A 23,540-nucleotide genomic window follows, 5' to 3' on the forward strand; every position below is an offset into this window, starting at 1 on the left:
CTTTGGTCACCAGGCGGCGACCCGTTCGACCATCCCCGCCGCACGGCGCGCACCCCGGCGCGACTGCTGACCGAGGACCCGCCGCGCGATTCCGATATCCCCTATCGCGATGACGTGGCGGCGGGCGAGCGTGGAGGTGCCGACGACGGAAGGCGGAGTCATGGCGCGATCGTCACATGTGGGCATCCGGGCGCGGGTCGCCCGCGCATCGCAGATCGGCCGGGTGCTGTGGAGCAGCGAAACCAGCTGGCTCGGAGACGCTTTGACGGTCCGCGAATGCGGGTCGCTGCGCTGCCGACTGCACTGCGCGGCCGGACTCGACCAGTGCCCACATCACCAGGCCCTGGAACACCCATTGCCGGACCGCATTCGCGAAGTGCTCGAACAACTCGGTCCCACCTTCGTCAAGCTCGGGCAGATGCTGGCGCTGCGCCCCGACTACCTCCCGCTCCCCTACGCCCAGGCCCTGCAACGCCTGCACACGCACGCGGTACCCTTCGACGCCGCCGCGGCCCGGCAGACGGTCGAACTCGAACTGCGCGCCCCGCTGCGTCGGCTCTTCCGCGACTTCGAACCCGAACCGTTCGCCGCGGCCTCCCTCTCCCAGGTCCACCGCGCCACGCTGCCCGACGGCAGGCGGGTGGCGGTGAAGGTGCAGCGGCCCGGAGTGAGCGAACTGGTCGCCCGCGACCTGGCCCTGCTGCGGTGGACGGCCGGATCCATCGAACGCCATCGCCCCGGCGCACTGGCTTTCCGCCCCACCGACGCGGTCGACGAGCTGGCCGCCTACACCACCCGGGAGCTCGACTTCCGCCGCGAGGCAATGGTTTCCGAGCAGATCCGCCGCAACAGCGCCGCCGATCGCCGGTTCGTGGTGCCCGCGGTGCACCGGCAGCTCAGTACCTCGCGGGTGCTGACCACCGACCTCGTCGACGGTCTGGAACCCGCACCCGCCGCGGAACTGACGGCGGCGGGCATCGATCCGGAGAAGGTGTTGGCCGCCGGGGCCAGCTGGATGGTGCGGCAGCTGTTCACCGACGGGCTGTTCCACGCCGATCCGCATCCCGGCAATATCCTGCTGCTGCCCGACAACCGCGTGTGCCTGCTCGATTTCGGCATGTTCGGCCGCCTCGACCGTGTTCAGCGCCGCCGCATGGGACTCATGCTGCTGGCCCTCATCGGTGGCGACTACGCCTCGGTCGGCACCCAACTGCTGCGCATGTCCACCCTGCGCCCCGGCGCGGATCCGCGCGGCTTCCGCGATGCCGTGGCCGATCTGGTGGAGGACTGGTACGAGGCGGAGACCGGCATGACCGCGGCCCAACTGCTGCTGCGAGATCTGGGACTCGGCGGCAGCTTCGGCATCGTCTTCCCACGCGAACTCATGCTGCTGTGCCGATCACTGGTCACCCTGGAGTCGACGGCGCGGGTGATCCGCCCCGATCTCGACCTGTCGACGCTGCTGCGGCCCCTGCTGCCGCAACTGCTGCTGGCGCTGCTGCCCACCCCGGCCAATCTCTGGGCCACGCTGCGCGAACAGCGCATCGACTATCTCGCCCTCGCCCTCGATATGCCCGATCTGCTCGTCGACCTCGCCGATACGCTGCGGCACCGGGGAGTGCTGGATCAGCTCACCGCCGCGGTCGCACCTCCACCACCACGTAGCTGGCTGCCCGCCGTCGCGACGCTGGCGGGCGGCGGCTGGCTGCTACGAGGGCTGCGGCCGCGATGAGCACAGCCGGGTCGAGCACACCCCCGTCGAGCACACCCGCACCGAACCCAGCCACGCCGAACCCAGCCACGCTGAGCACAGCCACGCCGAACACAGCCGCACCGAGAACGCCCGTACGCGAACGGGATCCGCGCCGTTCGGGGGCGCCGTTCGGGGACATTGGTCCCGGTCGGCGCGGGCAGGACGCCTCTCCCGAGTGCGCCGCCCACGCGCGACGCTGTTCCCATGGCAAGTCGAACACCGCGTATCGCGATTCTGTACGCAACCGCAGGGGGTTCCACCCGTGGGGTCGCCGAATTCCTCGGCGCGCACCTGTCCGCTCGCGGCGCCGCGGTCGAAGTCACCTCCGTGACGCAGGCGCCCGAGCTGACGCATTTCGACGCCGTCGTGCTGGGCAGCGCCGTGCACAATACGGATCTGCTGCCGACGATGCACGAGTATGCGCGCACCCATCGGGACGCGCTGGACAGCCGCCCGACGTGGCTGTTCGCCGTGGGGCTCGCACCGGCGCTGCGCGGTCCCGTCGGACGCTGGTTCGCCGGACAGTGGGCGGGCAAACTGGCCGCGATCGGCACCTCGATGGGTGTCGAGGGCAGCCGCACCTTCGCCGGGCGGATGGACCGCGACGGCGTGCCGCTGTGGGTCCACCTCATCTATCTGGCGATGGGCGGCGGCCGCTACGGCGATCTGCGCGACTGGGACGATATCCGCCGCTGGGCCGACACCATCGCCGATTCCCTTCGGCTGCCGTCGATTTCCGTCAACCCGACACACCAGTGAGATGATCACCATGTACGCACGCGATATCCTCACCCGCCCGGTCGTCACCGTCGGACCGCAGGTCACCGTCCGCGCGGCGGTCGCCCTGCTCACCGGCCACGGCTTCGCCGCACTACCCGTCGTCGACGACGAGGGCCGAGTGGTGGGCATGTTCTCCGAATCCGACGCACTGGGTGTCACCTCGCATCTGGACACCGCCATCGTCGAGGCCGTCATGGCGGTACCCGCCGAGGTCGTCACGCCCGGCACCGATATCTCCGCTATCGCGTCGCGCATGCTCAGCGGGCAGTTGCGGTCCATGCCGGTGGTCGAGCACGGCCTGCTGGTGGGCATCGTCGCCCGCAGCGACCTGCTGCGCGCGCTCATTCGTGACGAGACCACCGTCGAGGCGCGCGTGCGCGCCCTGCTCGACGACTACGCGGGCAGCCGCCGCGCCTGGTCCATCGAGGTCGCCGACGGTCAGGTGGTCATCCGCGGACTGTTCGCCGACGCCAGCGAGCAGAGTGTGGTGGCGGCCCTGGCGCGCACCGTCGCAGGGGTGGACCGGGTGGAGTTGATCGACGACGCGGCCGTGGTCACCGACCGCTGAACCGGACGCCGCCGACCGCACCGACCGTTCAAGTCGCCGCCGCGGCCCACCGACCGTTCGACGCCGTCCGAGTCGCCGCCGCGGTACACACCGGCCGATCGGTGCCGGTCGTCGATACCAATAGTCGTCGGCCCAATAGTCTCCCAAAGTCGTCGGTACCACTCGGTACCGAAGGACCAGGCAGCGAAAGACTATTCGGCCGACAAACCCCCATCCGGACAGTCCCCCGAGCCATCGTGAAGTCCGGAGAGCCTCCGAGCCATCGTGAGTGCCATCGTGAGGTCCGGGCATCTCCCGAGCCCTCGTGAGGTCTGTGTGTGAGGTCCGTCAGCCAGCGTGAGCCCGTCAGCGTGCGGTCTGTCAGTGGAAGGTCAGGGTTTCGGTCAGCGGTCGCCGCGCGGTCAGCGGCGGGCGCTCCCCTTCGGCGACGCTGCCCACTCGAATCACCACCTGCGGCAGGGCCGAATGCGGCAGCAGGTCGGCGATGGCCCGGCGTGCGGCGGGCAGTTCGGTCACGTGCGTGAGGGCACAGGTCGCCAGGTCGTGCGCGGTGCACTCCAGCAGCACGGCCGAGAGCGCCTCCCCGGTGTGCAGCCAGCGCAGCAGGGTGTCGTCGTGGGAGCTCAGCACCACCAGCCGCGCGTGGTCGGTAGCGGTGCGGCGCGGTGCGTGCTCGGGATGCCGGAACGACCGCGCGACGCCGACGCGGGCCTCTTCGCCCACGGAGGGCAACGCCTCCGGCGGAACGCCCGACGACATGCCGGAATGCCCGGCCCACCAATCCAGTTCCGACCGGTACTGCATGTCGTAGCGGCGGGCGGCGGTGGCGTGCCGGGACAGTTCGATCAGCTGGGAGCGGGCGTTCTCGTCCAGCACATCCAGCGCGAGATCGTGCGGGGAGGCCAGACCGCGCAGGGTGGGCGACAAGGCGACCCACCCCCGCGGCTCGGCCAGCGGTAGCCGATCGGTGTAGCGGCGGGCCATGGCCTCCGCCCGCGCCGTCACCGCCGCGGGCGGATCCGGCCAGGCGTGGAAGCGCAGCGTGGCCAGCCGCTCCGGGCGTTCGGTCTCGGGGAGCCGGACCACATCGGTGTGCCAGCCGCGGGCGGCGAAGGCGAGCCGGGCGTGATGCAACTCGGCGCCGCAGCTCATCGCCCACTGGCGATGGTGCGGATCGGTGGCGGGCAGGCGGCGGTCGACATCGCCGTACAGGTGCAGATTGTGCCCGTCGAAGATCCAGCGCCAGGGCTGGGTGTTGTGGACGGACGGGGCGCGAGCGGCGAGCTCCAGCGCCGCTGTCACCGTCGACCGATCGGGAACGGTTGCCGTCGTGGGGAAATCGCTGCTGCTCATAGTGGTGAGTCTGGTCGCCTCCGGGAGCGGTCGGTACCGCCCTTCCGCCCCCAGCGGTGGGTCCATGGTCACTTCCCGAGATCACGACTTGCCATTGCGCGCCGCGATCATGGTGGTCACGATCGCGGTGATGGCGATGAGCAGTGCGATGAGCACCGCCGCGGTGGGCCAGTCCATTGTCTCACTCCTTTCGAGGGCGGTAGTCGGATCCGGCGAAACCCGTTGGCCGCCTACCGTTCACCATGCGCCACCGCCCCCGGTCGACAGCAGGGCCGAACGGCACCGCCGCGAGTGACTTCAGCGGGCTGCGGGCATCTCCTCCGATCGGATGGGCACCTCGCCGTCGGCGCCGAAGGTGCGGCCGTGCTTGTGGGCATTGCGTTCGAAGAGTCGGAAGAGGGGGGTGGTGGCGAAGGTGGTGACGAGGGCCATGAGGGCGAGGATGGTGTAGAGGGCGGGGGTGATGAGCCCCGCGGTGAGGCCGATATTCAGCAGGATGAGTTCCATCAGGCCGCGGGCGTTGGCGAGCGCGCCCATCGAACCGGCTTCGCGCCAGCTCATGCCCTGGTAGCGGGCGGCCAGGGTGACCGCGCCGAATTTCCCGCCGAACGAGACCACCAGCACGGCGACGGCCGTCAGCAGGACCGATGGCTCGAGGATCAGGCTCAGTTCGGTATTGAGGCCGGAGAAGATGAAGAACGCGGGTAGCAGCAGGTACGACACCAGCGGTTCGGTGCGGGCGCGCACCTGGTCGAGCAGGCGGCCACGCGGCATGGCGATACCGGCGACGAACGCTCCGAATACCGAGTACACGCCGACCAGGTCGGTGAACCAGGCGCACAGCAGCACCACCGTGAGCATGACGATCAGCGGTGCGGCCGCCACGGCGTCGCCGTCCGGGTCGCGGTCCGCCCAGCCGTTGAGCGGTGCCAGCGCACACCTGCCGACGGTCAGCATGAACACCACGAACCCCACGCCGCCGCCCACCGCGATCAGCGCACCCACCGCATCGCCCCGGGTACTGGCCACGACCGCGGCCAGCAGCACCCACGCGCAGGCGTCGTCGGAGGCGGCGCAGGCCAGCGCCATGGTGCCGATGCGCGTGCGGTGCAGCCCGGAATCGTGAATGATCCACGCCAGCATCGGAAACGCGGTGATGGCGACCGCGGCGGCCAGGAACAGCGCCGCCTGCCAGGACGCGATCTCGTCGGTGAAGTAGCCGCCACGGGCGGCCAGCACCAGTCCCGTCGCCCCGCCCAGCAGCATCGGCACCGCCACCCCGGCGGTGGCGGTGGCTCCCGCCACCCGGACGTGCGCGCCGAGAATGTCGGTCTGGAAGGCCGAGCCGACCAGGAACATGTACAGCACCAGACCGAGTTGCCCGACGACGTAGATGACGCCGAGCGACGGATGGGTCACGGTCTCGCTGCCGATCGCGATGGTGCTGGGGAACAGCCACCGCTGCGCGGCGGGCCATACCGCGCCGAGCACCGAGGGGCCGAGCAGGAATCCGGCGGCCATGATGGCGACCACCTGCACCTGCCCCAGCGGTCGGCACACCAGCCACACCAGCCGGTACACCACGAGAATGACGGCCATCTGCACGAAGAAGTGCATGGACAGCTCGAGGAGGGAGGGCATGACCGGAACGTCCTTCATTCGAATTCGGCGGTGTCGCCGTGGGTGAGCAGTGCGGTGTCGGGGGCGACGCGCGTACAGCGCAGTCCCGCCCGCCACGCCTCGGCACGCAGGGCGGCCAGGTCGTAGTCCGCCCACGGCATGGGGCTCTCCACCGTCCGCAGCACCGTGTTCCGGTGCAGCAGCCGGTAGGTCAGCGTCCACCGGACCGGACCACCCTGCTGCTGATCGGGTTCGTACTCGCTGCCGCGGCTCCAGACCTCGATATGATGCTCCCCCACCGGAACTCGCGCGATCCGCGTCGGGGCAGGGGTGGGCGGCGCGGTCTCGTCGAGCAGCTCGACGACAGCGGGAGCTCCGGGAGCCAGCCGCTGACCGAGCGTGGTCAGCAGCCGGGTCCGATCGGCGGCGGGCAGGTGGCCGAGCACGCCGTAGACGACGGCCCCGCCCAGCCGGTCCGGAAAGGCCAGCGCGCCCACCGGATCGGCCACGATGGTGACGCGATCGGTCAGTCCGCGCACCGCGATCCGGGTGGCCAACGCGATCCGCATGGCCGCCGAGGGCTCCACCGCGATGACTTTCGCGGCCGGAACCGCGTCGGCGACCGCCTCGGTGGACAGCCCGGTGCCCGCGCCGATATCCAGGATCGGGCCCAGGTCGGGCCGGGCCCGCCGCAGCGCGGCCGCCAGTACCGGCCCCCTGCGCTCCCACAGTGGCACCGCGACCAGGTCGTAGAACTCGGCGGTCGCGGCGTAGGGGTCGATCACCGCGTGTACTCCATCAGCCAGACCGGGGTCGGTCCCGGCAAGGTGCGGGCGGACAGGCGCCGCAACCCGGCCGCCGACGCCAGTTCGTCGAGCTGTTCGCTGGTGCGTTCGCGCCCGCCGAACAGGACCAGCAGGCGCAGATCCATGGCGGTGGTGATCTCCGGTCGCACACCGCTGTCCAGGTTCTCCACCACGAGGACGCGACCGTGCGAACCCGCGGCCTCGGCGCACCGTCGCAGAATGCGTGCGGCGTCGGCGTCGGGCCAGTCGTGCAGCACCCACGTCAGCAGATAGGCGCCCGCGCCCGCGGGCAGCGGTTCGAAGAAGTCGCCCGCCCGGGCGGTGCACCGCTCGCCCAGCCCGGCCCGCTCGAAGGCGCGGGCGGCGGCCTCGGCGGCATCGGGCAGATCCACCAGGGTGCCGGTCAGCCGGGGATACGCCGACGCGAGTGCGCTGAGCACCGCACCGGAGCCGCCACCGACATCGACCACCGAGCGCACCCGGTCCCAGGCGTAGGCGTCGGTGAGGGTGGGCACGGTGAAGCGGGTGTGCTTGCTCATGAGTTCGTTGTAGGAGGCGTCGGTGTCGTCCCACAGCGATCGACCGTGCACCACCGGATAGCCGGGCTCCCCGGTGCGCACCACCTCGAGCAGTGCGCCGAACGCGCGGTCCATGCGACCGCCCGCCCCGTCCAGATCGAACCAATCCCGCATGGCGAGTGGGTGGTCCGAGCACAGCAGCCGCGCGGAGTCGGTGAGTCCGAAGCGGCCGGGCGCGGTTTCGGTGAACACGCCACGGCAGGCGAGGTAGCGCAGCAAACGGTGCAGCGCATCGGCATTCGCCCCGGCCTTGCGGGCCAGCTCGTGCGCGTCGTCGACACCGTCGGCGATCAGATCGGCGATGCGCAGGGTCGCCGCGACCCGAATCGCCCAGGGCGTCACCAGATCCGATTGATCCATCAGGGACACGGCAACCTCCGTACCGGTAGCGTGGCGGGACCGCGACTCATCAGGTCGCCGGTCGGTCGATAGCTGAATCCGTCCGCCAGCCGCAGGCGCGGTGCGGTCTCGGCCAGCACGCGCAGATAGATCTGGGCTTGCAGGCGGGTGAATGTCGCGCCGAGGCAGGCGTGTGGCCCGGTGCCGAAGCTGAGGTGGCCCGTCGCGCCCGGCCGGTGCAACCGGAACTCGTCGGGGTCCGGCCAGCGTCGGGGATCGCGGTTGGCTCCGGCGGTGACGACGAAGATCCGCTCCCCCGCCGCGACCGGTGTGTCGCCGACCGGGCAGGGGCGCGTCGCCGTGCGCATACTCCACAGCGCGGGCGGCTCGTGCCGCAGCGACTCCTCGACGGCCGCGCCGAGGTGCTCGGCGGGCAGCGGCCACATCCGCGCGATCAGCAGGCGGTGCAGCAGATTGCCGATCAGGTGGGTGACATTGCGAACGCCGGCGACGACGAGGAAGTGCACGAGCATCCGCCGTTCCGGCGCGGTGAGGTCGGGGAAGCGACGCAGCCGCAGGCCGTCGACCTGGTCGCGGAAATCGGACCAGCCGGGCGCGGTCTCGTAGCCGACCAGGGTGGTGAACTCCGACACCCACCGTCGCACCAGATCGCTTGGCAGTTCCAGGAATTCGGCGAGGGCGAGGGCTGGCAGCGGTGCGGCGAAGTCGGTCACCAGATCCTCGGCGGTCGCGGCGTGCGCGCGAGCGTGTGCCGCCAGGACGGGTTCCAGGTCGGCCAGCGCCTTGGCGGTGAACTGTCCGCGTATCAGCGCGCGCAGCCGGGTGTGCTCGGGTGCGTCGAATTGGGACAGCGCCGGAACCTTCTCCGGCGCGGTCACCTGCGCGGCGACGGTGTTGTTCGCCTGGCTCGAGAAGCTCGTCGCGTCCCGCAGCACGGTGCGCGACACCGCGTCGGACACCACGACCCGGAACCCGGCGAACGGGCAGGCCACCGGCGGATGGTCGCGCAGCAGCGGATACGGATCGCGGATGTGCCGGGAGTCGAGCGGATTGAAGACAGCGTCGCCGGTGGACGTGTCGGTGATGCCCGTGGACATCTCAGCTCCTCCCCGGCAGCAGTTCGTCGATCCGCACGGCGGGCGCGGGCTCCCGCCGCACCGGCAGCGGGTAGCCGAGTCCGCGGGTGAGCTCCGACCACAGCCGCGACAGCGTCAGGTGGTACTGCCCGGCCGCGAGTGGGTCGACGCCGTCGGCGATGGCCTGCCGCATGGTCAGCAGCGAATGTCGCACTCCGTCCGGCCACACCTGGTCGAAGACGTCCCGTACGCCGGGCGCGGTGGACGGCCCCAGGCACGCCACCGTCGGGGTGGCGTCCACTCCGTCGAGGGCGAAGGTGCCGTCGTCCTTGGGCACGTGGACGGCGGGACACCACAGCACCGGCCCGTGGGTGCTGGCCAGCACCAGGGTGCCCGCCTCGGTGCCGAGGGTGACCTGGTGCCGCAGATGGGTGGGATGGTCGAGGTCATCGGGTACGACCTGGTTGTTCACCCGCAGGGTGACCGGCACCCCCGCGATGACCGCGTTGACGCAGCGGTCGGTGAACGCCGCCCGGGCCAGGCCGTGCAGTCGTTGCGAGATCTCCGACGGTTCCAGCGCCCACGGGCTCAGTCCGCCCAGGGTCTGCCCGATGATGTCGAGCAGATCGTAGGACACCTGGACCGCGCAGCTGGCGTCCACGAAGGTCGCCGGGTGGGTGCGCAGCAGCCGGTGCGCCGCGTCCAGGAACCGGCGCACCGGCTCCAGATGCACGTAGAAGGTGTTGACGCCGAACATGACTCGTCGCCGCGCGGCGACCCGCAGGCAGTCGGCGAGTTCGTCGGCGCGCACCGGATGTTCGAGCAGTACCGGGATGTCGCGAGCCAGGAACGCCTGGGCGAGCTCGGCTCCGGGGCCGCCGCCGACGCCGCTGGGCACCACCACACAGGCCAGATCCACACCGTCGGGGACCTGGTCGGGCGCGGTGTGGAGCGGCACCCCGTACTCCCGCGCGCAGGCGCGGGAACGTTCGCCGCCCCGGGCGAGAATGCCGGTGAGCTGGAACGGTTCTCGTTCCAGGGCGCGCAGGTACACCCGGCCGAAGCCGGTACCGCACACGAGGACTTTCACAGTATTCCTTCCTCGCCGAGCAATGGCGGAATCACCCGGAGCGGGTCGAGCACATCGTCGGCGCTGTGGCTGCCGGGCGGGATCTCGCCGTGCAGGACGGCGAGGGCGGTGGTGGCCGCGATGGTGGCGGTGAGGTCGGGTCCGGCGCGCAGCCGCGCGCGGTGGACCGTGCCGTCCACATCGGTCAATTCCGCTGCGATGACCAGATATTCGGTTCGGCCCCCGGTATCCGCGGCGGCGGCCGCCAAGAGCTGTTCGACCGTCGGCGCACCGCCGCGCAGCAGCCGCCGCACGCAATCGCCGTCGAAGCGGGTGCTCCATTCGGAACCGGTGAGCCCCAGCGCCCGGTCGACGCGGGCCGCCTGGTCCCGCCATCCGTCGGTGGTCGCGAGGAACTCCCGTGCCGCCGCGGGGGTGAACCGGTACAGCCCGCCCGCGGTCACCGACAGCCGCGCGGGCCGCACCCCGCGGTCGGCGGCCAGGTAGCGCGGCAGCAGTCCGGCCGCCCCGGGCATGGCACCGGCGTCGTAGACGGCGATCCGTTCGTCCCGGCCCGGGTCTGCTGGACCACCGGGCCGTGAAACCGGACCAACGAGTCGTGCAACCGGATCGCCGGGTCGTGTAGCCGGATCGCTGGGCCGTGCGGCCAGGTCGCCGGGCCGTGCAACCGGATCGCCGGGCCGCGCAGCCGGATCACCGGGCCGCGCAGCCAAGTCGCCGGGCCGCGCGGCCGGGTCGACGTAATCGGCTCCGGCACTGTGTATCCGGCCCGCGACGGGCACGCCGGTGCAGTTCACGACCACCGCGCAGCCGGTGGCCCAGTGCCGCAGGTCGGCGAAGTCCGCGCGGGTGCCCGGCCGCACGGCGTGACCGGAGAGCATACCGAGCAGGGCCGACCCGACGGCTCCGGTCGCGCCGAGCACTCCGATGACGGGACCGGCCGTCACAGCCGCGCGGTGAGGTCGTGGGCCAGGCAGGTGAAGTGGTTGCCGGGAATCTCGACGATATCGAGCCGACCAAGGCACACCGTCGACCAGTAGTCGGTGAGGTCGCCGGACATGCCGGAGACCAACCGCATTCCCTCGCGCGGTCGCAGCAGGGTGATGTCACCGGCGTACAGCGGCGGCGCGTGCCGACTGGCCGCCTGGAAGCTGTTGCGGAACACCGCGAATTGGTGCGGGTCGGTGGTGATCCGCGCGATCCGCTCCTCCGGTGACAATTCCGCGAGGCGGCCGAAGTCGAGTGATCCGGCGGGTATCCGGCCCGGGGTGGCGGCCAGGATGTCGGCCAGGGCGCGACCCAGTTCCTCGGTGTCGCCCGGATATCCCAGTGTCGCGGGGTCGGCTCCGAGCGCCTGCGCGAAGGTGCCCTCCAGCACCATGGGCTCCTCCACCTCGAATTCCGGTGGGTAGCTGCTGATCACGGTGAGTCGGTCCACGCTGCCGCCGCGTTCGGTGAAGGTCCGGGCCACCTCAGTGGCGAGCAGGCCGCCCAGGCAGTAGCCGACCAGGCGAATGGTGGTGTGCCCGGCCGCGAGCAGCGCGTCGGCGTAATCCGCGGCGAGGCGGTCGATGAGGACCTCCGGGGCGATCTCGGCGAAGGCGCGGGGGTCGGGCACCGCCAGGCCGAGCACCCGCCGGGTCGCCGACAGGCGCGCGGCCAGTCGCTGATAGGGGGCCATGGTCCCCAACCCCTCGTGCACCAGGACGATGACCGGGTGCGGATCGCTGGGCGGGCCGCCCAGGTCCACCAGCGGCGTCGCGGGAGCGGCGGATTCGGGGTCACCGGCCGCGCGCAGGTGACCGGCCAGGTCGGCGAGGGTGGGCTGATGGAGCAGTTGGCGCAGGATGCTGTCGAAGTAGAGCGGGTGCGCGAGGGTCACCTCCTGCTGTACCCGGCCCGCGATCTGGCTCAGCATGACCGAATCCGCGCCGAGCCCGAACAGATTGGCGGTGCGTGGAATATGGCGGCGGCGCACCACGTCCGCGATGATGCCCGCGAGTTGGCGCTCGAGCTCGTCGCGGGGTTCGTCGTCCGTTCCGGTCGCCCGATCCGCCGCGGCGGTGCGGGTATCGGCCAGCGCCGCCAGGGCGCGCCGGTCCACCTTGCCGTTGTCGGTGAGCGGCAGTGCGGGCAGGGTTTCGATCACGGCGGGAACCATGTAGTCGGGCAGGGTGGCACGCAGCCGGTCGGTGATCGAGGGTCCGGCGACGAAGACGTGCTGCCCCAGCGGTTCCAGGGGGTGTCCCGGTTCCGGCAGGCAGGTCACCTGTCCGAACGGCTCGAGTTCGGACAGCCATTCCTCGCGGGTCAGGAAGGTGCGCCCGGTGTCGGCGCGCTGGTCCTCCGGCGCGGTCATCATGAATGCCTGCGAGGCCAGCACCTCGTGGTGTTCCCGGGTGGGCTCGGTGATCACCAGGGTGCCGCCGGGTGCGAGGAGATCGCGCAGCCAGCCCAGGGTGCGGCCGGTGTGCCGGGCGTTGTTGAGCACGCCCGCGCACAGGATGAGGTCGAAGGACTCCGGTGCGAAGCCCTGTTCGCGGGGCGGGACGTCGATGTCGTAGCGGGCGAAGGTCAATCCGGGAAAGCGGGCGCGTCCGTGCTCGAGCAGGTACGGCGACACATCGGTGTAGACGTAGTCGCGGGTCGGCGCGTATCCGGCGGCGAGCACCTCCGCCGTCGTCGCGCCCACTCCCGCACCGACCTCGAGCACCCGGCGCGGTGCACGCCCCCGCACCGCCTCGGCCGCGACGGCATTGAGGTACCGGGTCATGATGTTGGTCCGGTAGGCGGCCTCGGCCACCGCCATCCCCCCGTCGGGGAACATGAGCGTCATGGGATCCAGCTCACCGCGCAGCACCTCGGGCATGGACTGCGCGCAGGTGTGCAGATAGTCGATCAGCCGCTCGTCACACAGGTCCGGCACGGCCAGTTCCCGCACCCGCTCCCAGACATCGGTCGCGCCGCGATCGGCCGAGGCAGCGGCGGCGGTGCGGGCGTCGGTAGGTTCAGGGGACGGGTTGTCCCGCAGCACGTTTCGCCAGCGGCGCAGCAGTTCACGATGGCGGGGGGCGACCTCGTGATCGGCCACCGCGTCGACGGCGGCGCGGGCGTCGGCCAGGACGGCCGCGTCCAGCGCGTGCGCGAAGTCGGCGATTCGCTCGGCCTCGACGTCTCCCGATGGCGCACCGGCGGTGGGCTTTCGCAGGACCTCGGCACCGGCCTGGTGCAGCGCGGACTCGGTGAAGGCCACCAGCCGCCGCGCGGTGCCCGCACCCTGGACCACCACTGCCGCCGCCGCGACCTCCGGGTGCGCCGCCAGGGCCGCCTCGACCTCAGCCAACTCGATGCGGTGGCCGCGCACCTTCACCTGATTGTCGGCGCGGCCGAGGAATTCGATGGTCCCGTCGGGCAGATAGCGCCCGAGATCGCCGGTGCGGTACCAACCGTCGCCGAACTTCCGTTCGGTCAGCGCGGCATCATCACGGTACCCGAGCGCCACTCCCGCGCCGCCGATCCACAACTCACCCGGCACCCAGTCCGGACAGTCCCGGCCGAGCGCGTCGACAATGCGGAAACGCTGATTGGCCAAGGGTTTTCCATAGGGCACACTGGTCGCCCCCGGGGCCAGCTCCTCGATCTCGTGGCCGATGGACCAGATCGACGCCTCCGTCGCGCCGCCCAGGCTGATCAGCCGCGCCTTCGGCAGCCGCTCCCGCAGCTGCGCGGGCAGTGCCACCGGGATCCAGTCGCCGGACAGCAGCGCCACCCGCACCGAGGGCGCGTCGCCGGGCAGGTAGTCGGCGAGCATCTGCGCCTGGGCCGGAACGGAATTCCAGATGGTCACGCCGTGACCGGTGATGAGTTCGGCCCAGTGCGACGGATCGGCGCGCCGGTCCGGATCGGGCAGGACGAGGCAGCCGCCCGCGCCCAGTACGCCGAAGATGTCGTACACGGACAGGTCGAATCCGAGCTGGGCCAGCCCCAGCACCCGGTCGTGCTCGGTGACCTCGAATCGGGAGTTGATGTCCTCGAGGGTGTTGCGCGCGGCCGCGTGCGAGATCATCACACCCTTCGGGGTGCCGGTGGACCCGGAGGTGTAGATCACGTACGCGAGCGCGTCCGGGTCGATTCCGGGCGACGGCGGTTCGGCGACATCCGCGCCGGTCTCCGGGATCTCGGTGAGCACGTGGTCGATTCCGTCGAGCATGGCGGCGCGGCGCGGGGCGGGCTGATTGGTGTCGACCGGAACGTACGCGGCCCCGGCGAGCACGACGCCCAGCACCGCGGCGATCTGGTCGAGGCCCTTGTCCATGGTGACGGCCACCAGATCGCCCGGCCGCACCTCGGCGCGCAGCGACGCGGCGACTCGCCGGGCGCGCGTGAGCAGTTCGGCGTGGCTGAGCACCCGGCCCCCGGCGATGACGGCCGGGCGCTCGCCGTGGCGGCGCGCCGCCGCGAGCCAGGGTTCGTGCAGCAGGCCGGTGGGCAGGTCGGCGCGAGTGTCGTTGACCGCCTGCCGGATTCGCTCCTGATCGGCGGGCGGCGGATACGGCGGGTCGATGTCGGCGGGTCCGGTCAGCAGTGCCGCGAACATGTCGAACGCGGCCTCGGCGAGTCCGTCCGGGAACACCCCCTCGCGGACATCCCAGCTGACGAGCATGGTGTCGTCCTGCTCCACGGCCTGGCAGTCGATCCACACCTGCGGGGTCTGGCTGATGCCGTACCGCACCTCGGTACCGCCACCCAGCACACCGGTGAAGACCACCGGCACGAGTGCCCGCCCGCTGTCGGTTGCGTCGCTGGCCGCCCGGCGGCCGAGTTCGCGCAGCACCTCCACCCCGGAGTAGAGCCGGTGGTCGATATCGGCCAGCAGCCGGGCGCCCAGTCGGCGCGCTCGTTCGACCAGCGGCACCGGCTCGGTGAGATCGACCTCCAGCAGGTTGACCGACGTGAAGTCGCCGACCAGGGCGCAGACCTGCTCGTGCAGGGCGAGCCGGTTCTGCAACGGCATATTGATGGTGAACCGTTGGTTGCGGCTCCACCGTCCGATGGCTTCGGCGTACGCGGCGAGCACCAGGGCCGAGGTGGTGACGCCGTGCGCGGCCGCGCTGTCGCGAACCGTGGGGATTCGCCGCTGGAGCCGGTGGAAGCGGACGGAGGACTCGGATCCTCCACCATCGGCGGCCAGCGGCAGTTCCGGGGCGGGCGGCAGGTCGGCGAGCCGGTCCAGCCAGTAGTCGCGGTGCTCGGCGTAGTCGGGACCGTCCCGCAGGGCGCGCTGGGCGAGTACGTAGTCGCGGAACGAGATGTCGATCGGCGGCAGCGTCTCACCGCGCAACAGGGCCAGCAGTTCGCCCACCAGCAGTTGCACACTCGCGAAATCGGCGATGAGCAGATCCACCGAGATGTGCAGCAGCCAGCCCGGGGTTAGGCACAGCGTGTGCAGCGGCCAGTGCGCGGCGTCGTAGCGGGCGTGGCTCAGTTCGGCGCGCACCCGTTCCGCCGAGTCGTCGCGGCGCACCCGCACCGGCGGCACCTCGGGCAGGACCCGCTGGGTTCCGGTGGTCGGGTCGACGACCGCGCGCAGCATGTCGTGGCGGCCGATGAGTTCGGCCCAGGCCGCCTGGACCGCCTCCGGATCCACGTCGCCGAGCCAGACCTCGAGATAACCGTGGCAGGAGACGCCGCCGTATTCGAACGCGTCCGTCTGGCCGAGCAGGTAGGCCGACTGCACATCGGTGAGCGGGAACGGTTCGAAGCGCTGCTCCGGCGCGGGTGTCAGGGTGCGCTGCGCGGACAGCAGGGCGATGACCTCGTCGCGGTGCCGTTTCAACGTCTGCTTGTCCGCGTCGGTGAAGACTCCGGTCGGGGCGCGGTAGCGCAGTGCGCCCTCCTCGGTCCACAATTCGATGCCGAGGCGGCGTAGGCGCGCGATCAGCTGGGCCGGATCGGCGTCGGCCGCGGCGGTATCGGCGGGACGGGTGTCGGTTGGGCTGTTCACAGCTCCCCTTCCTCGATTCGCCGGGTGTCGATGAACCCCGCGAGGTCGGCAATGGTCGGCGCGGAGAACACTTCGCGCAGGGTCAGTCGAATGCCGTGCTCTCGGCGCAGGCGTTCGGTGAGGCGGGTGACGATGAGGCTGTCGCAGCCGAGTGCGAAGAAGTTGTCGTCGCGGCCCGGTGTCACCCGCAGCAGTTCGCCGAGCAGGGCGGCGAGCAGTGTCTCGGTGGGGCCGGTCGGCGGCTCCACGGTGATCTCGTGATCGAAGTCCGCGAGCGCCCGCCGGTCGACCTTGCCGTTGGCGGTCAGCGGCAGCGCGTCCAACACCACGAGCGCGTGCGGCACCGCGTACGCCGGCAGCAGACCGCGCAGATGTTCGCGCAGCGCATCGGTGTCCGGCGCCGGGCCGTCGGGGTGCGGTACGACGAATCCGGCCAATCGCCGCCGCGTCCGCGCACCCGTCGCCACGGCGACACCGTCGGCGACGCCGGGGTACGACGCCAAGGCCGATTCGATCTCGCCGAGTTCGATGCGGTGACCACGGATCTTGACCTGGTGGTCGGTGCGGCCGAGGAATTCGAGGGTGCCGTCGGCCCAGAACCGGCCCCGGTCCCCCGTCCGGTACCAGCGCACGCCGTCGTGCGGGACGAACTTCGCGGCGGTCAGCTCCGGGTCGCCCCGGTAGCCGCGCGCCACACCCGCCCCGCCGATCCACAGTTCGCCCGCGACCCAGTCCGGGCAGTCGCGGCCGAGGTCGTCCACGACGCGATAGCGCTGTCCGCGCAGCGCGTGACCGTAGGGGATCGACGTCCAGTGCTCCGGAACCTCGTGCACCTCACACGCATTCGACCAGATGGCGGCCTCGGTCGCGCCACCGAGGGCGACGAATCGGCAGTCTGGTGCGACGGCGTGCAGCCGGGCGGGTGAGTCCAGGTTCACCCAGTCGCCGGACACCAGTACCAGCCGCAGCGGCAGCGTCGCCGTGTCGGTGGCGGCCAGCAGCATGTCCAGCAGGGTCGGGACGGTGTTCCACACGGTGACGCGGTGCTCGCTCACCAGCCGCGACCAGGCCCGTGCGTCGCGGCGCGCGTCCTCGTCGATCAGCACCAGTGTGCCGCCGACCGACAGCAGACCGAAGATGTCGTACACCGACAGGTCGAAATCGAGTGCGGAGACGGCGAGTGCGCGGTCGCGGGAATCCACGCCGTAGCGTTCGTTGATATCGGTGACGGTGTTGTACGCGGCGGCGTGGGTGATCTCCACGCCCTTCGGCTCCCCCGTCGAACCGGAGGTGTAGATAACGTAGGCCAGCGCGTCGGGTGCGGTCGGCACCGGTGCCGCCGCGGGCGCGGGGGCGAGGAACCGTTCGATATCGTCGATCACGATATCGGCACCGGCGGCGGCGAGCACCCGCTCCCGTCGCGCCGCGGGCTGGTCGACGCCGATCGGCAGGTAGGCCGAACCGGCCGCGAGAACACCGAGTACCGCGGCGATCTGGTCGGGGCCCTTCGGCAGCGATATGGCGATCACCCGGTGCGGCGGCAGCGTCGCGGCGATGCGCAGGGCGCGGTCGGTCAGCTCGCCATAGGTGACCTCGCCGCCCTCGTGGACGAGCGCCACCGCGTCCGGCCGCTGCCCGAAACAGGCTTCGTGCAGCAGGCCGTGCCGTGCTCGTCCGGGTCCGATGCCGCGATCGGGCGCGACGCGCGGTGCCGAGACCGTGGTCGCGGCCCGGTCGCCCAGCCCCCGCACCAGCTCTTCGAACGCCTGGAACAGCGCGGGCACCGTTCCCTCGCAGAACAGTTCGTCCACCGAGTCGAGGGCGTAGGCCAGGCCGCCGTCCGCCTCGTGCACCTGGAGGTCCATCCAGACCTGCGGCGTCTGCGAGATCGCCCACACCTTCTCACCGAAGCCCGAGGGGTCCAGTGACAGCCCGTCCTCGGCCACCCCGAGCGCACTGGTGAACACGACCGGGAAACCGACCTGTTCACCGTGATGACGGGCGAGTTCACGCAGCACCCACATGGATGAGACGTCGCGATGGTCGAGATCGGACCACATGCGCTCGTGCAGCCGCCGGGCGGATTCGAGAATCGTGGTTGCGCTGCGGAATTCGGTGAACAGCAGGGAGGTGAAATCGCCCAGCACCCGATTGATGTGCGGGTGCGCCGCCACGCGGTCGAACAGGGTGACATTGACGGTGATGTCGGGACGGCCCGACCATCGGGCCAGCACCTCGCCGTAGCAGGCGAGCAGCAGCGTCGTCGGGGTGAGACCCTCCGCGCGGGCCGTGCGTCGCAGCCTGTCCCACGCGCCGGCCGACAGCCGCCCGGAGCGGCGCACGAAGCGCGGCACGCCCACGGTGGCCGGATCCACCCGCAGCGGCGGGCTCGGTGCGGGCGGCAGTTGGGGAATCCGGTCCAGCCAGTACCGGCGGGACTCCTCCCCCGCCGCGGGCTGGATCTGGATCATGTAGTCGCGGAAGGAGACCTCGATCGGCGCGAGTTCGACGTCCGGATTCCGGTAGAGCAGATCCAGTTCGGAGAACAGGATCATCATGCTCAGCCCGTCCAGCACGATATTGTCCAGGCTGATGCCGACGCGGCCGTCGGAGCCCAGTCGCACGTCGAACAGCGGCCAGGTGTGCGGATCGAGCACCTGATGGGACATGAGTGCGCGAATATCGCCGTCCGCCCGCCGCATTCGCCACTCCGGCAGGTCGGCGACCCGCAGGATCCGCTGATTGCCGTCGGCGTCGAAGACCGCCCGCAGCATCTCGTGGCGGGCGATCAGCGTCCGCCACGCCCGTTCGAAACGCTCCGGATCCAGGTCGGGGCAGTCGAATTCGCTGTAGTAGTGGGTGCCGACACCGCCGAGGGCCGCTCCGCTGCCGCGCCCGATCCAGTACGCGCGCTGGATATCGGAGGCGGGGAACGGTTCGTACCGCGCCGCCAGATCCGCGGTGACGGTACGAAGTCCAGTCGCATCGTCGGCACGCAGCCGGGCGGCGAAACTCGCCACAGTGCGGTGCGCGTAGAGGTCGGCGAGTTTCATTCCGGTGAAGCGGCCCACCATCCGGGTGGCCAGCAGGGAGTCGCCGCCGAGGGCGAAGAAGTCGTGTTCGCGGCCGATGCCGTTGACGCCCAGCACTTCCGACCACACCGCCGCGACCCGCTGTTCCGCGGCCGTGGCCGGGGGCGTCACCGCGACGGTCGGTTCTGGGGCGGCGAGCAGCGCGGTGAGCGCGGCCCGGTCGATCTTGCCGTTGGCGGACAGCGGCAGCCGAGGCAGCACCCGGATGGTGTCGGGCCGCATCGGTTCGGGCAGCCGCTCGGCCAGGAAGGCCGCCAGATCGGCGGTATCCACCGGGACTCCGGTCCAGGCGGCCGTCAGGCTGAACAGGCTGCCGTGCGCGGCGGCCTGCTCGACGGCGAATCCGCTCGCGGCCAGCAGTTCCTGCCAGCGCCGGGGTGCGAGCATCGGATCGCCGCCCGGGAAGCCGCCCTCGAGGAGCGCCGCCGAGAGCAGTCCCAGCGGGGGCAGTTCGGGCTGTTCGACCAGCACCAGCACGCCCTTGGGGCACAGCAGATACGCCGCGGCCGACAGCCCGGCGGCCGGATCGGGATAGGTGTGCAGGGTGGCGAAGGCGAGCACCAGATCGCACTGCCCGTGCAGGGTGTCGGGGATCTGCCCGGTGCGCGGGACGCGCATGTACTCGATGGCGTCGGCCGCCAGCGCGGGGTCCTGGTCGATCGCGGCCAGCAGGCGGTCACCGAGGTTGTCGCCCAGTTCGGCGACGCGCACGGGCCGTGCGGTCCGGCCCGACAGTTCGCGCACCGCATCCAGCACCGCGTCCAGTGCTTCCGTGGTCTCCGGCAACGACCACAGCAGCGTCGTGGGCGCTAGCACGGGGTGGTCGAGCAGCGTGAGCGGGTCACATTCCCCCGACAGCACGCGCGCCAACGGTTCGACCGGAAGCGGGTCGACCGGAAGCAGTTCCGCCGGAAGCGAATCCACCGGAAGCACACTCGACGGAACCGAACCCGCCGCGAGCACATTCGCCGGAACCGAATCCGCCGAGAGCACATTCGCCGGAACCGAATTCACCCGAAGCACGTCGACCGGAAGCGGATCCGCCGGGAGCGGCTCGACAGACCCGTCCGCCCGGTCCAGCAGCGCCCGCCCGGTGTGCGCGGCGACAGTCGGGACCCGTGCCTGGTTGTCGCGCAACCACTCCCGCCACCGTTCCACCAGCGGTTCGAAGCGCCCGGCAATGTGGTTCGCGTCATCGAGCAGCCGCGTGAGCGTGGCGTGCACGACCGGTACCTGATCCGTGGCCGCCGCGCAGGGTGGGTCGAAGGCGGTCCCATCGACCGGTTCGGTCACCGGTGTGACGGCCGCGGCCAGCCGGGAACCGGCGAGCACCGTGATCGCGCGGCCAATTGCGGGGTGCGCGAGCAGTGCGGCGTCGATTTCCCCGGGCTCGATGCGGTGGCCGCGCACCTTGACCTGATGGTCCATGCGGCCGAGGAATTCCAGGGTGCCGTCCGGTCGGTAGCGGGCGAGATCGCCGGTGCGATACCAGCCGTCGACGAAACGCTCCCGGGTGCGGTCCGGATCACCGAGGTAGCCGCGCGCCACTCCGGCACCGCCGATCAGCAGTTCACCGGCTACCCAGTCCGGCCGGTCGCGGCCGAGCGGGTCGACCACCCGGCAGGCCACCTCGCGCAGCGGCGTGCCGTAGGGAATCGAGCTCCATCCGGCGGCGGGATCGGAGAAGTCTTGCGCCGCTTCGGGTGTCACGAGCTGGATGGTGGAGTGAATGGCCGTCTCGGTGGTGCCGCCGAGGGCGGCGAAGACACAGCCGGGGGCGGCCGCGTGCAGGCGGGCGGGCAGGTCGACACTCACCCGGTCACCGCCGACCAGCACTGTCCGCAGCGGCAGTTCCCGGGCGGTCGACACCAGCATGTCCAGTACGGCCGGAACGCAGTTGAGGACCGTCACGCCGTGCCGGATGACCAGCTCGGCCCACGCCGCCGGGTCACGCCGCTGCTCCTCCCCCACCAGCACCACCGCGCCACCCGTGCGCAGCGGGGCGAAGATATCGAAGACCGACAGATCGAAGTCCAGCGCCGACACCGCCAGCGTGCGGTCCCGGCTCGTCAGGGCGAAGCGCTCGGTGAGATCGTCGATGGTGTTGACGGCGGCGCTGTGCGGAATCCGCACGCCCTTGGGATCTCCGGTGGACCCGGAGGTGAAGATGACATAGGCCAACCCCTCCGCCTCATCCGCGGGCAGCGGTCCGGCGTGCCGGAGTATCCGCTCGCGCCGATGCGCGGGCTGATCGACGCCGACCGGCACATAGGCCGACCCGGCCGCGAGAATCCCCAGCACCGTGGCGATCTGATCCGGCCCCTTCGGCAACCGCACCGGCAGCAGCTGCCCGGCCGGGAGCTCCGCGGCGATCGCCCGCGCCCGCCGCGCCAGCTCACCGTAGGTGAGACAGCCGTCCTCACCCCACAGCACGGCCGGTGCGCCGGGCCTGCGGTCGGCCAGCGCGAAGAACGGCTCGTGCAGCGTCCCCCGAACCGAACCGGACAGCCCGCCAACACTATTCGATCCGATGCCCGAAGTGGCTCGCCCGTCGTGTCCGCGTGCGTCCGGCGGCTCCGAGCGTGCTGCCGCGTCGCGGTACGCCTCGACGGGACCGGCAGCCGCCGCCATGGACTCGTCGGATGCGGTCGCGACCGCATCCGACAACTCGGCGGTGTCGGTGGCGTTCACCGCGTCGCGGACGGCACGCTGCTCGGGGGGCAGCAGGCTCGGCACCGGACGGTCCCAGGCGGTGGCGTCGGTGACGAACAGGTCGAGCAGGTCGGTGTAGGCGGTGAACATGGCGTCCAGGACGCCGGGGGCGAAGGCGTCGCGGCGGGCGTCCCAGTTGACGAGCAGGCCGCCGTCGAACTCGGTGACCTGCGCGTCCAGGGTGACCTGCGGTCCCTGCGAGATGATCCAGACCGGATCGCCGAAGCACGCGCGCACCTGCGGCGCGAACAGTTCGCCCAAACCGAGGGCGCTGGTGTAGACGACCGGCGCGAGCTGGGCGTCCCCGTGGTGGCGGCTCAGATCGCGGAGCACGTCCACACCGGGATAGTCGGCGTGCGCGGCGTCGGCGCGGAACCGCCGTTGCAGGGCCGACGCGCGCTCGGCGAAGGTACCCGGCACCGCCGTGTCCACCGCCACCAACACCGACGAGGTGAAGTCGCCGACCAACCCGGCGACATCCGGATGCAGGGGCTCACGGTCGAACAGCGGCACATTCAGCAGAAAGGACGACTGCGCACTCCACGCGCCGACAACTTCGGCGAACACCGCGGCAATGGCGACGGCCGGGGTGATCCCCCGCTGTCGAGCCCCCTGCTCGAGCCGCCCCCGCGCATCGGGCGACAACCGATGATGCTTGCGAACCACCCGAGTCTCGTCCCGCCCCGAGACCGAAGATATCGACGCCGGAGCACTCGGCGCTGAGGCGAGCGGTGCGGAAGCGATCGGGGGCGGAAGGCTGGGCGCGCCCGGCAGTTCGGGTAGCCGCCCGCGCCAGTATTCCTGCGCCGCGCGGTATTCCGGCCGATCGCCCACCCGCTCGCGATGCTCGGCGAGGTAGCGGCGATAGCTGTAGCGCAGTTCGGGCAGCGGCGCTCGCGGGTCGCGGTACAGGGCGGCCAGGTCGGAGAACAGGATGCGCAGGCTCTGGGCGTCGGCGGCGAGCATGTCCAGGTTGACGTGCACACGCGTGCCGTCGGGAGTCAGCGAGAGCTGGATGTCGAACACCTCGCCGCACGCGACATCCAGCTGCCGATGCGACAGCTCCGCTCGCAGTCGTTCGAGCCCGGCCGGATCGGACCGGAAGTCGTTCACTCGCAAGCCGTTCCACGGACTGCGCGCCAACACGCGCTGGCGTCCGTCCGCATCGAAGCTGGCGCGCAGCATGTCGTGGCGCGCCAGCAGCGCCGTCACCGCCGCCTCCAATCGGCCCGGATCCACGTCCCGACCGTCGAATTCGTTGTAGAAGTGGGCCGCGACCCCGCCGAGGCGCTGGCCAGGCTGCCGACCGACCCAGTAGGCGTGCTGCATGGTCGCCAAGTCGAACGGTTCGTCGAGGGCCGACTCGTGGTTCGACGCGGGCAGTACACCCGCACCGGGATCCGGCCCGAGCGCGCGACCCGATTCCGGTGCGTCGGCGGCCTCGGCGGCCGCATCGCGCTGGCCCACCGCACGCTCGGCGACCATCTCCACCCAGGCCGAGAGCCGCGGCCGCTCGAGCAAGTCGACGAAGCGCACCCCCGATCCGGCGCGCCGCCAGCGCCCGGCCAGCGCCATAGCGCTGATCGAGTCGAGGCCACGCTGCAGCAGATCCTCCTCGGGATCGAGTGTTGTCGGTGGTACATCGAGAACCGTTGCGACGGCAGCGATTACATCGGAGGCCGATAACGACATCGGCGGCCCTCCTCACTGGAAAGTGGTGCGCGCACAGGCTAGCCTAAACGGCAATG

The 23,540-nt window shown here is 71.2% G+C and carries 13 protein-coding genes and 2 pseudogenes; 3 read left to right on the forward strand and 12 right to left on the reverse strand.

The annotated features are described in order from the left end of the window. Positions 1–6 precede the first annotated feature (6 nt). On the reverse strand, positions 7–162 hold the full coding sequence (locus ON31_RS37130; RefSeq protein ID WP_157533827.1) for a hypothetical protein: 156 nt from the start codon (positions 160–162) through the stop codon (positions 7–9). On the opposite strand from ON31_RS37130, the gene ON31_RS35045 reads away from it, so the two are divergent. The 3 genes from ON31_RS35045 to ON31_RS31620 all read left to right on the forward strand — a co-directional run bounded on the left by ON31_RS35045 (position 161) and on the right by ON31_RS31620 (position 3,101). Further along, the gene (locus tag ON31_RS35045; protein ID WP_157533828.1) at positions 161–1,732 is read left to right on the forward strand and encodes an ABC1 kinase family protein; all 1,572 of its coding nucleotides are present in this window, start codon (positions 161–163) and stop codon (positions 1,730–1,732) included. The genes ON31_RS37130 and ON31_RS35045 overlap by 2 nt on opposite strands. A 225-nt stretch (positions 1,733–1,957) precedes the next feature. Next, positions 1,958–2,512, forward strand: coding sequence for a flavodoxin domain-containing protein (locus ON31_RS31615; RefSeq protein ID WP_039818853.1), 555 nt, complete (start codon positions 1,958–1,960; stop codon positions 2,510–2,512). A 1-nt stretch (position 2,513) separates the two neighbouring features. Next, complete coding sequence (locus ON31_RS31620) at positions 2,514–3,101, forward strand: CBS domain-containing protein (protein ID WP_218007416.1); 588 nt, start codon at positions 2,514–2,516, stop codon at positions 3,099–3,101. 360 nt (positions 3,102–3,461) lie between these two features. Here the strand turns inward: ON31_RS31620 and ON31_RS31625 are convergent, their stop codons facing one another. From ON31_RS31625 to ON31_RS35055, 11 genes and pseudogenes are all read right to left on the reverse strand, one after another. Beyond that, entirely contained in the window at positions 3,462–4,454 is a 993-nt protein-coding gene (locus tag ON31_RS31625; RefSeq protein WP_039818854.1) for an Acg family FMN-binding oxidoreductase, read from the reverse strand. A gap of 297 nt (positions 4,455–4,751) precedes the next feature. Next, positions 4,752–6,095: a cation:proton antiporter gene (locus ON31_RS31630; protein WP_039818895.1), complete on the reverse strand. Its 1,344-nt coding sequence runs from the start codon at positions 6,093–6,095 to the stop codon at positions 4,752–4,754. A 14-nt stretch (positions 6,096–6,109) separates the two neighbouring features. Further along, entirely contained in the window at positions 6,110–6,859 is a 750-nt protein-coding gene (locus ON31_RS35050) for a class I SAM-dependent methyltransferase (protein WP_051038116.1), read from the reverse strand. Then, entirely contained in the window at positions 6,856–7,818 is a 963-nt protein-coding gene (locus ON31_RS31640) for a methyltransferase (RefSeq protein WP_039818855.1), read from the reverse strand. The genes ON31_RS35050 and ON31_RS31640 overlap by 4 nt, the downstream gene beginning before the upstream one ends. Then, positions 7,818–8,915, reverse strand: a complete 1,098-nt coding sequence (locus ON31_RS31645; RefSeq protein WP_039818856.1) for a cytochrome P450 — start codon at positions 8,913–8,915, stop codon at positions 7,818–7,820. The genes ON31_RS31640 and ON31_RS31645 overlap by 1 nt, the downstream gene beginning before the upstream one ends. Position 8,916: 1 nt before the next feature. After that, positions 8,917–9,984, reverse strand: a complete 1,068-nt coding sequence (locus tag ON31_RS31650) for a Gfo/Idh/MocA family oxidoreductase (RefSeq protein ID WP_039818857.1) — start codon at positions 9,982–9,984, stop codon at positions 8,917–8,919. Further along, positions 9,981–10,931: a hypothetical protein gene (locus ON31_RS37400; protein ID WP_039818859.1), complete on the reverse strand. Its 951-nt coding sequence runs from the start codon at positions 10,929–10,931 to the stop codon at positions 9,981–9,983. The genes ON31_RS31650 and ON31_RS37400 overlap by 4 nt, the downstream gene beginning before the upstream one ends. Further along, on the reverse strand, positions 10,928–12,853 hold the full coding sequence (locus tag ON31_RS38700; RefSeq protein WP_444543640.1) for a thioesterase domain-containing protein: 1,926 nt from the start codon (positions 12,851–12,853) through the stop codon (positions 10,928–10,930). Before ON31_RS38700 ends, ON31_RS37400 begins: the two co-directional genes overlap by 4 nt. Before the next feature lie 378 nt (positions 12,854–13,231). Further along, positions 13,232–14,647, reverse strand: a pseudogene (locus tag ON31_RS38705) (AMP-binding protein); the annotation flags it as partial. 195 nt (positions 14,648–14,842) lie between these two features. After that, positions 14,843–15,988 (reverse strand): annotated as a pseudogene (locus ON31_RS38710) (condensation domain-containing protein); the annotation flags it as partial. After that, positions 15,985–23,484, reverse strand: coding sequence for a non-ribosomal peptide synthetase (locus ON31_RS35055; RefSeq protein ID WP_081592889.1), 7,500 nt, complete (start codon positions 23,482–23,484; stop codon positions 15,985–15,987). The pseudogene ON31_RS38710 and the gene ON31_RS35055, both read right to left, overlap by 4 nt. Positions 23,485–23,540: the final 56 nt, after the last annotated feature.

The sequence above is a fragment of the Nocardia otitidiscaviarum NBRC 14405 genome (assembly GCF_000308635.1).
Lineage (GTDB): Bacteria > Actinomycetota > Actinomycetes > Mycobacteriales > Mycobacteriaceae > Nocardia > Nocardia otitidiscaviarum.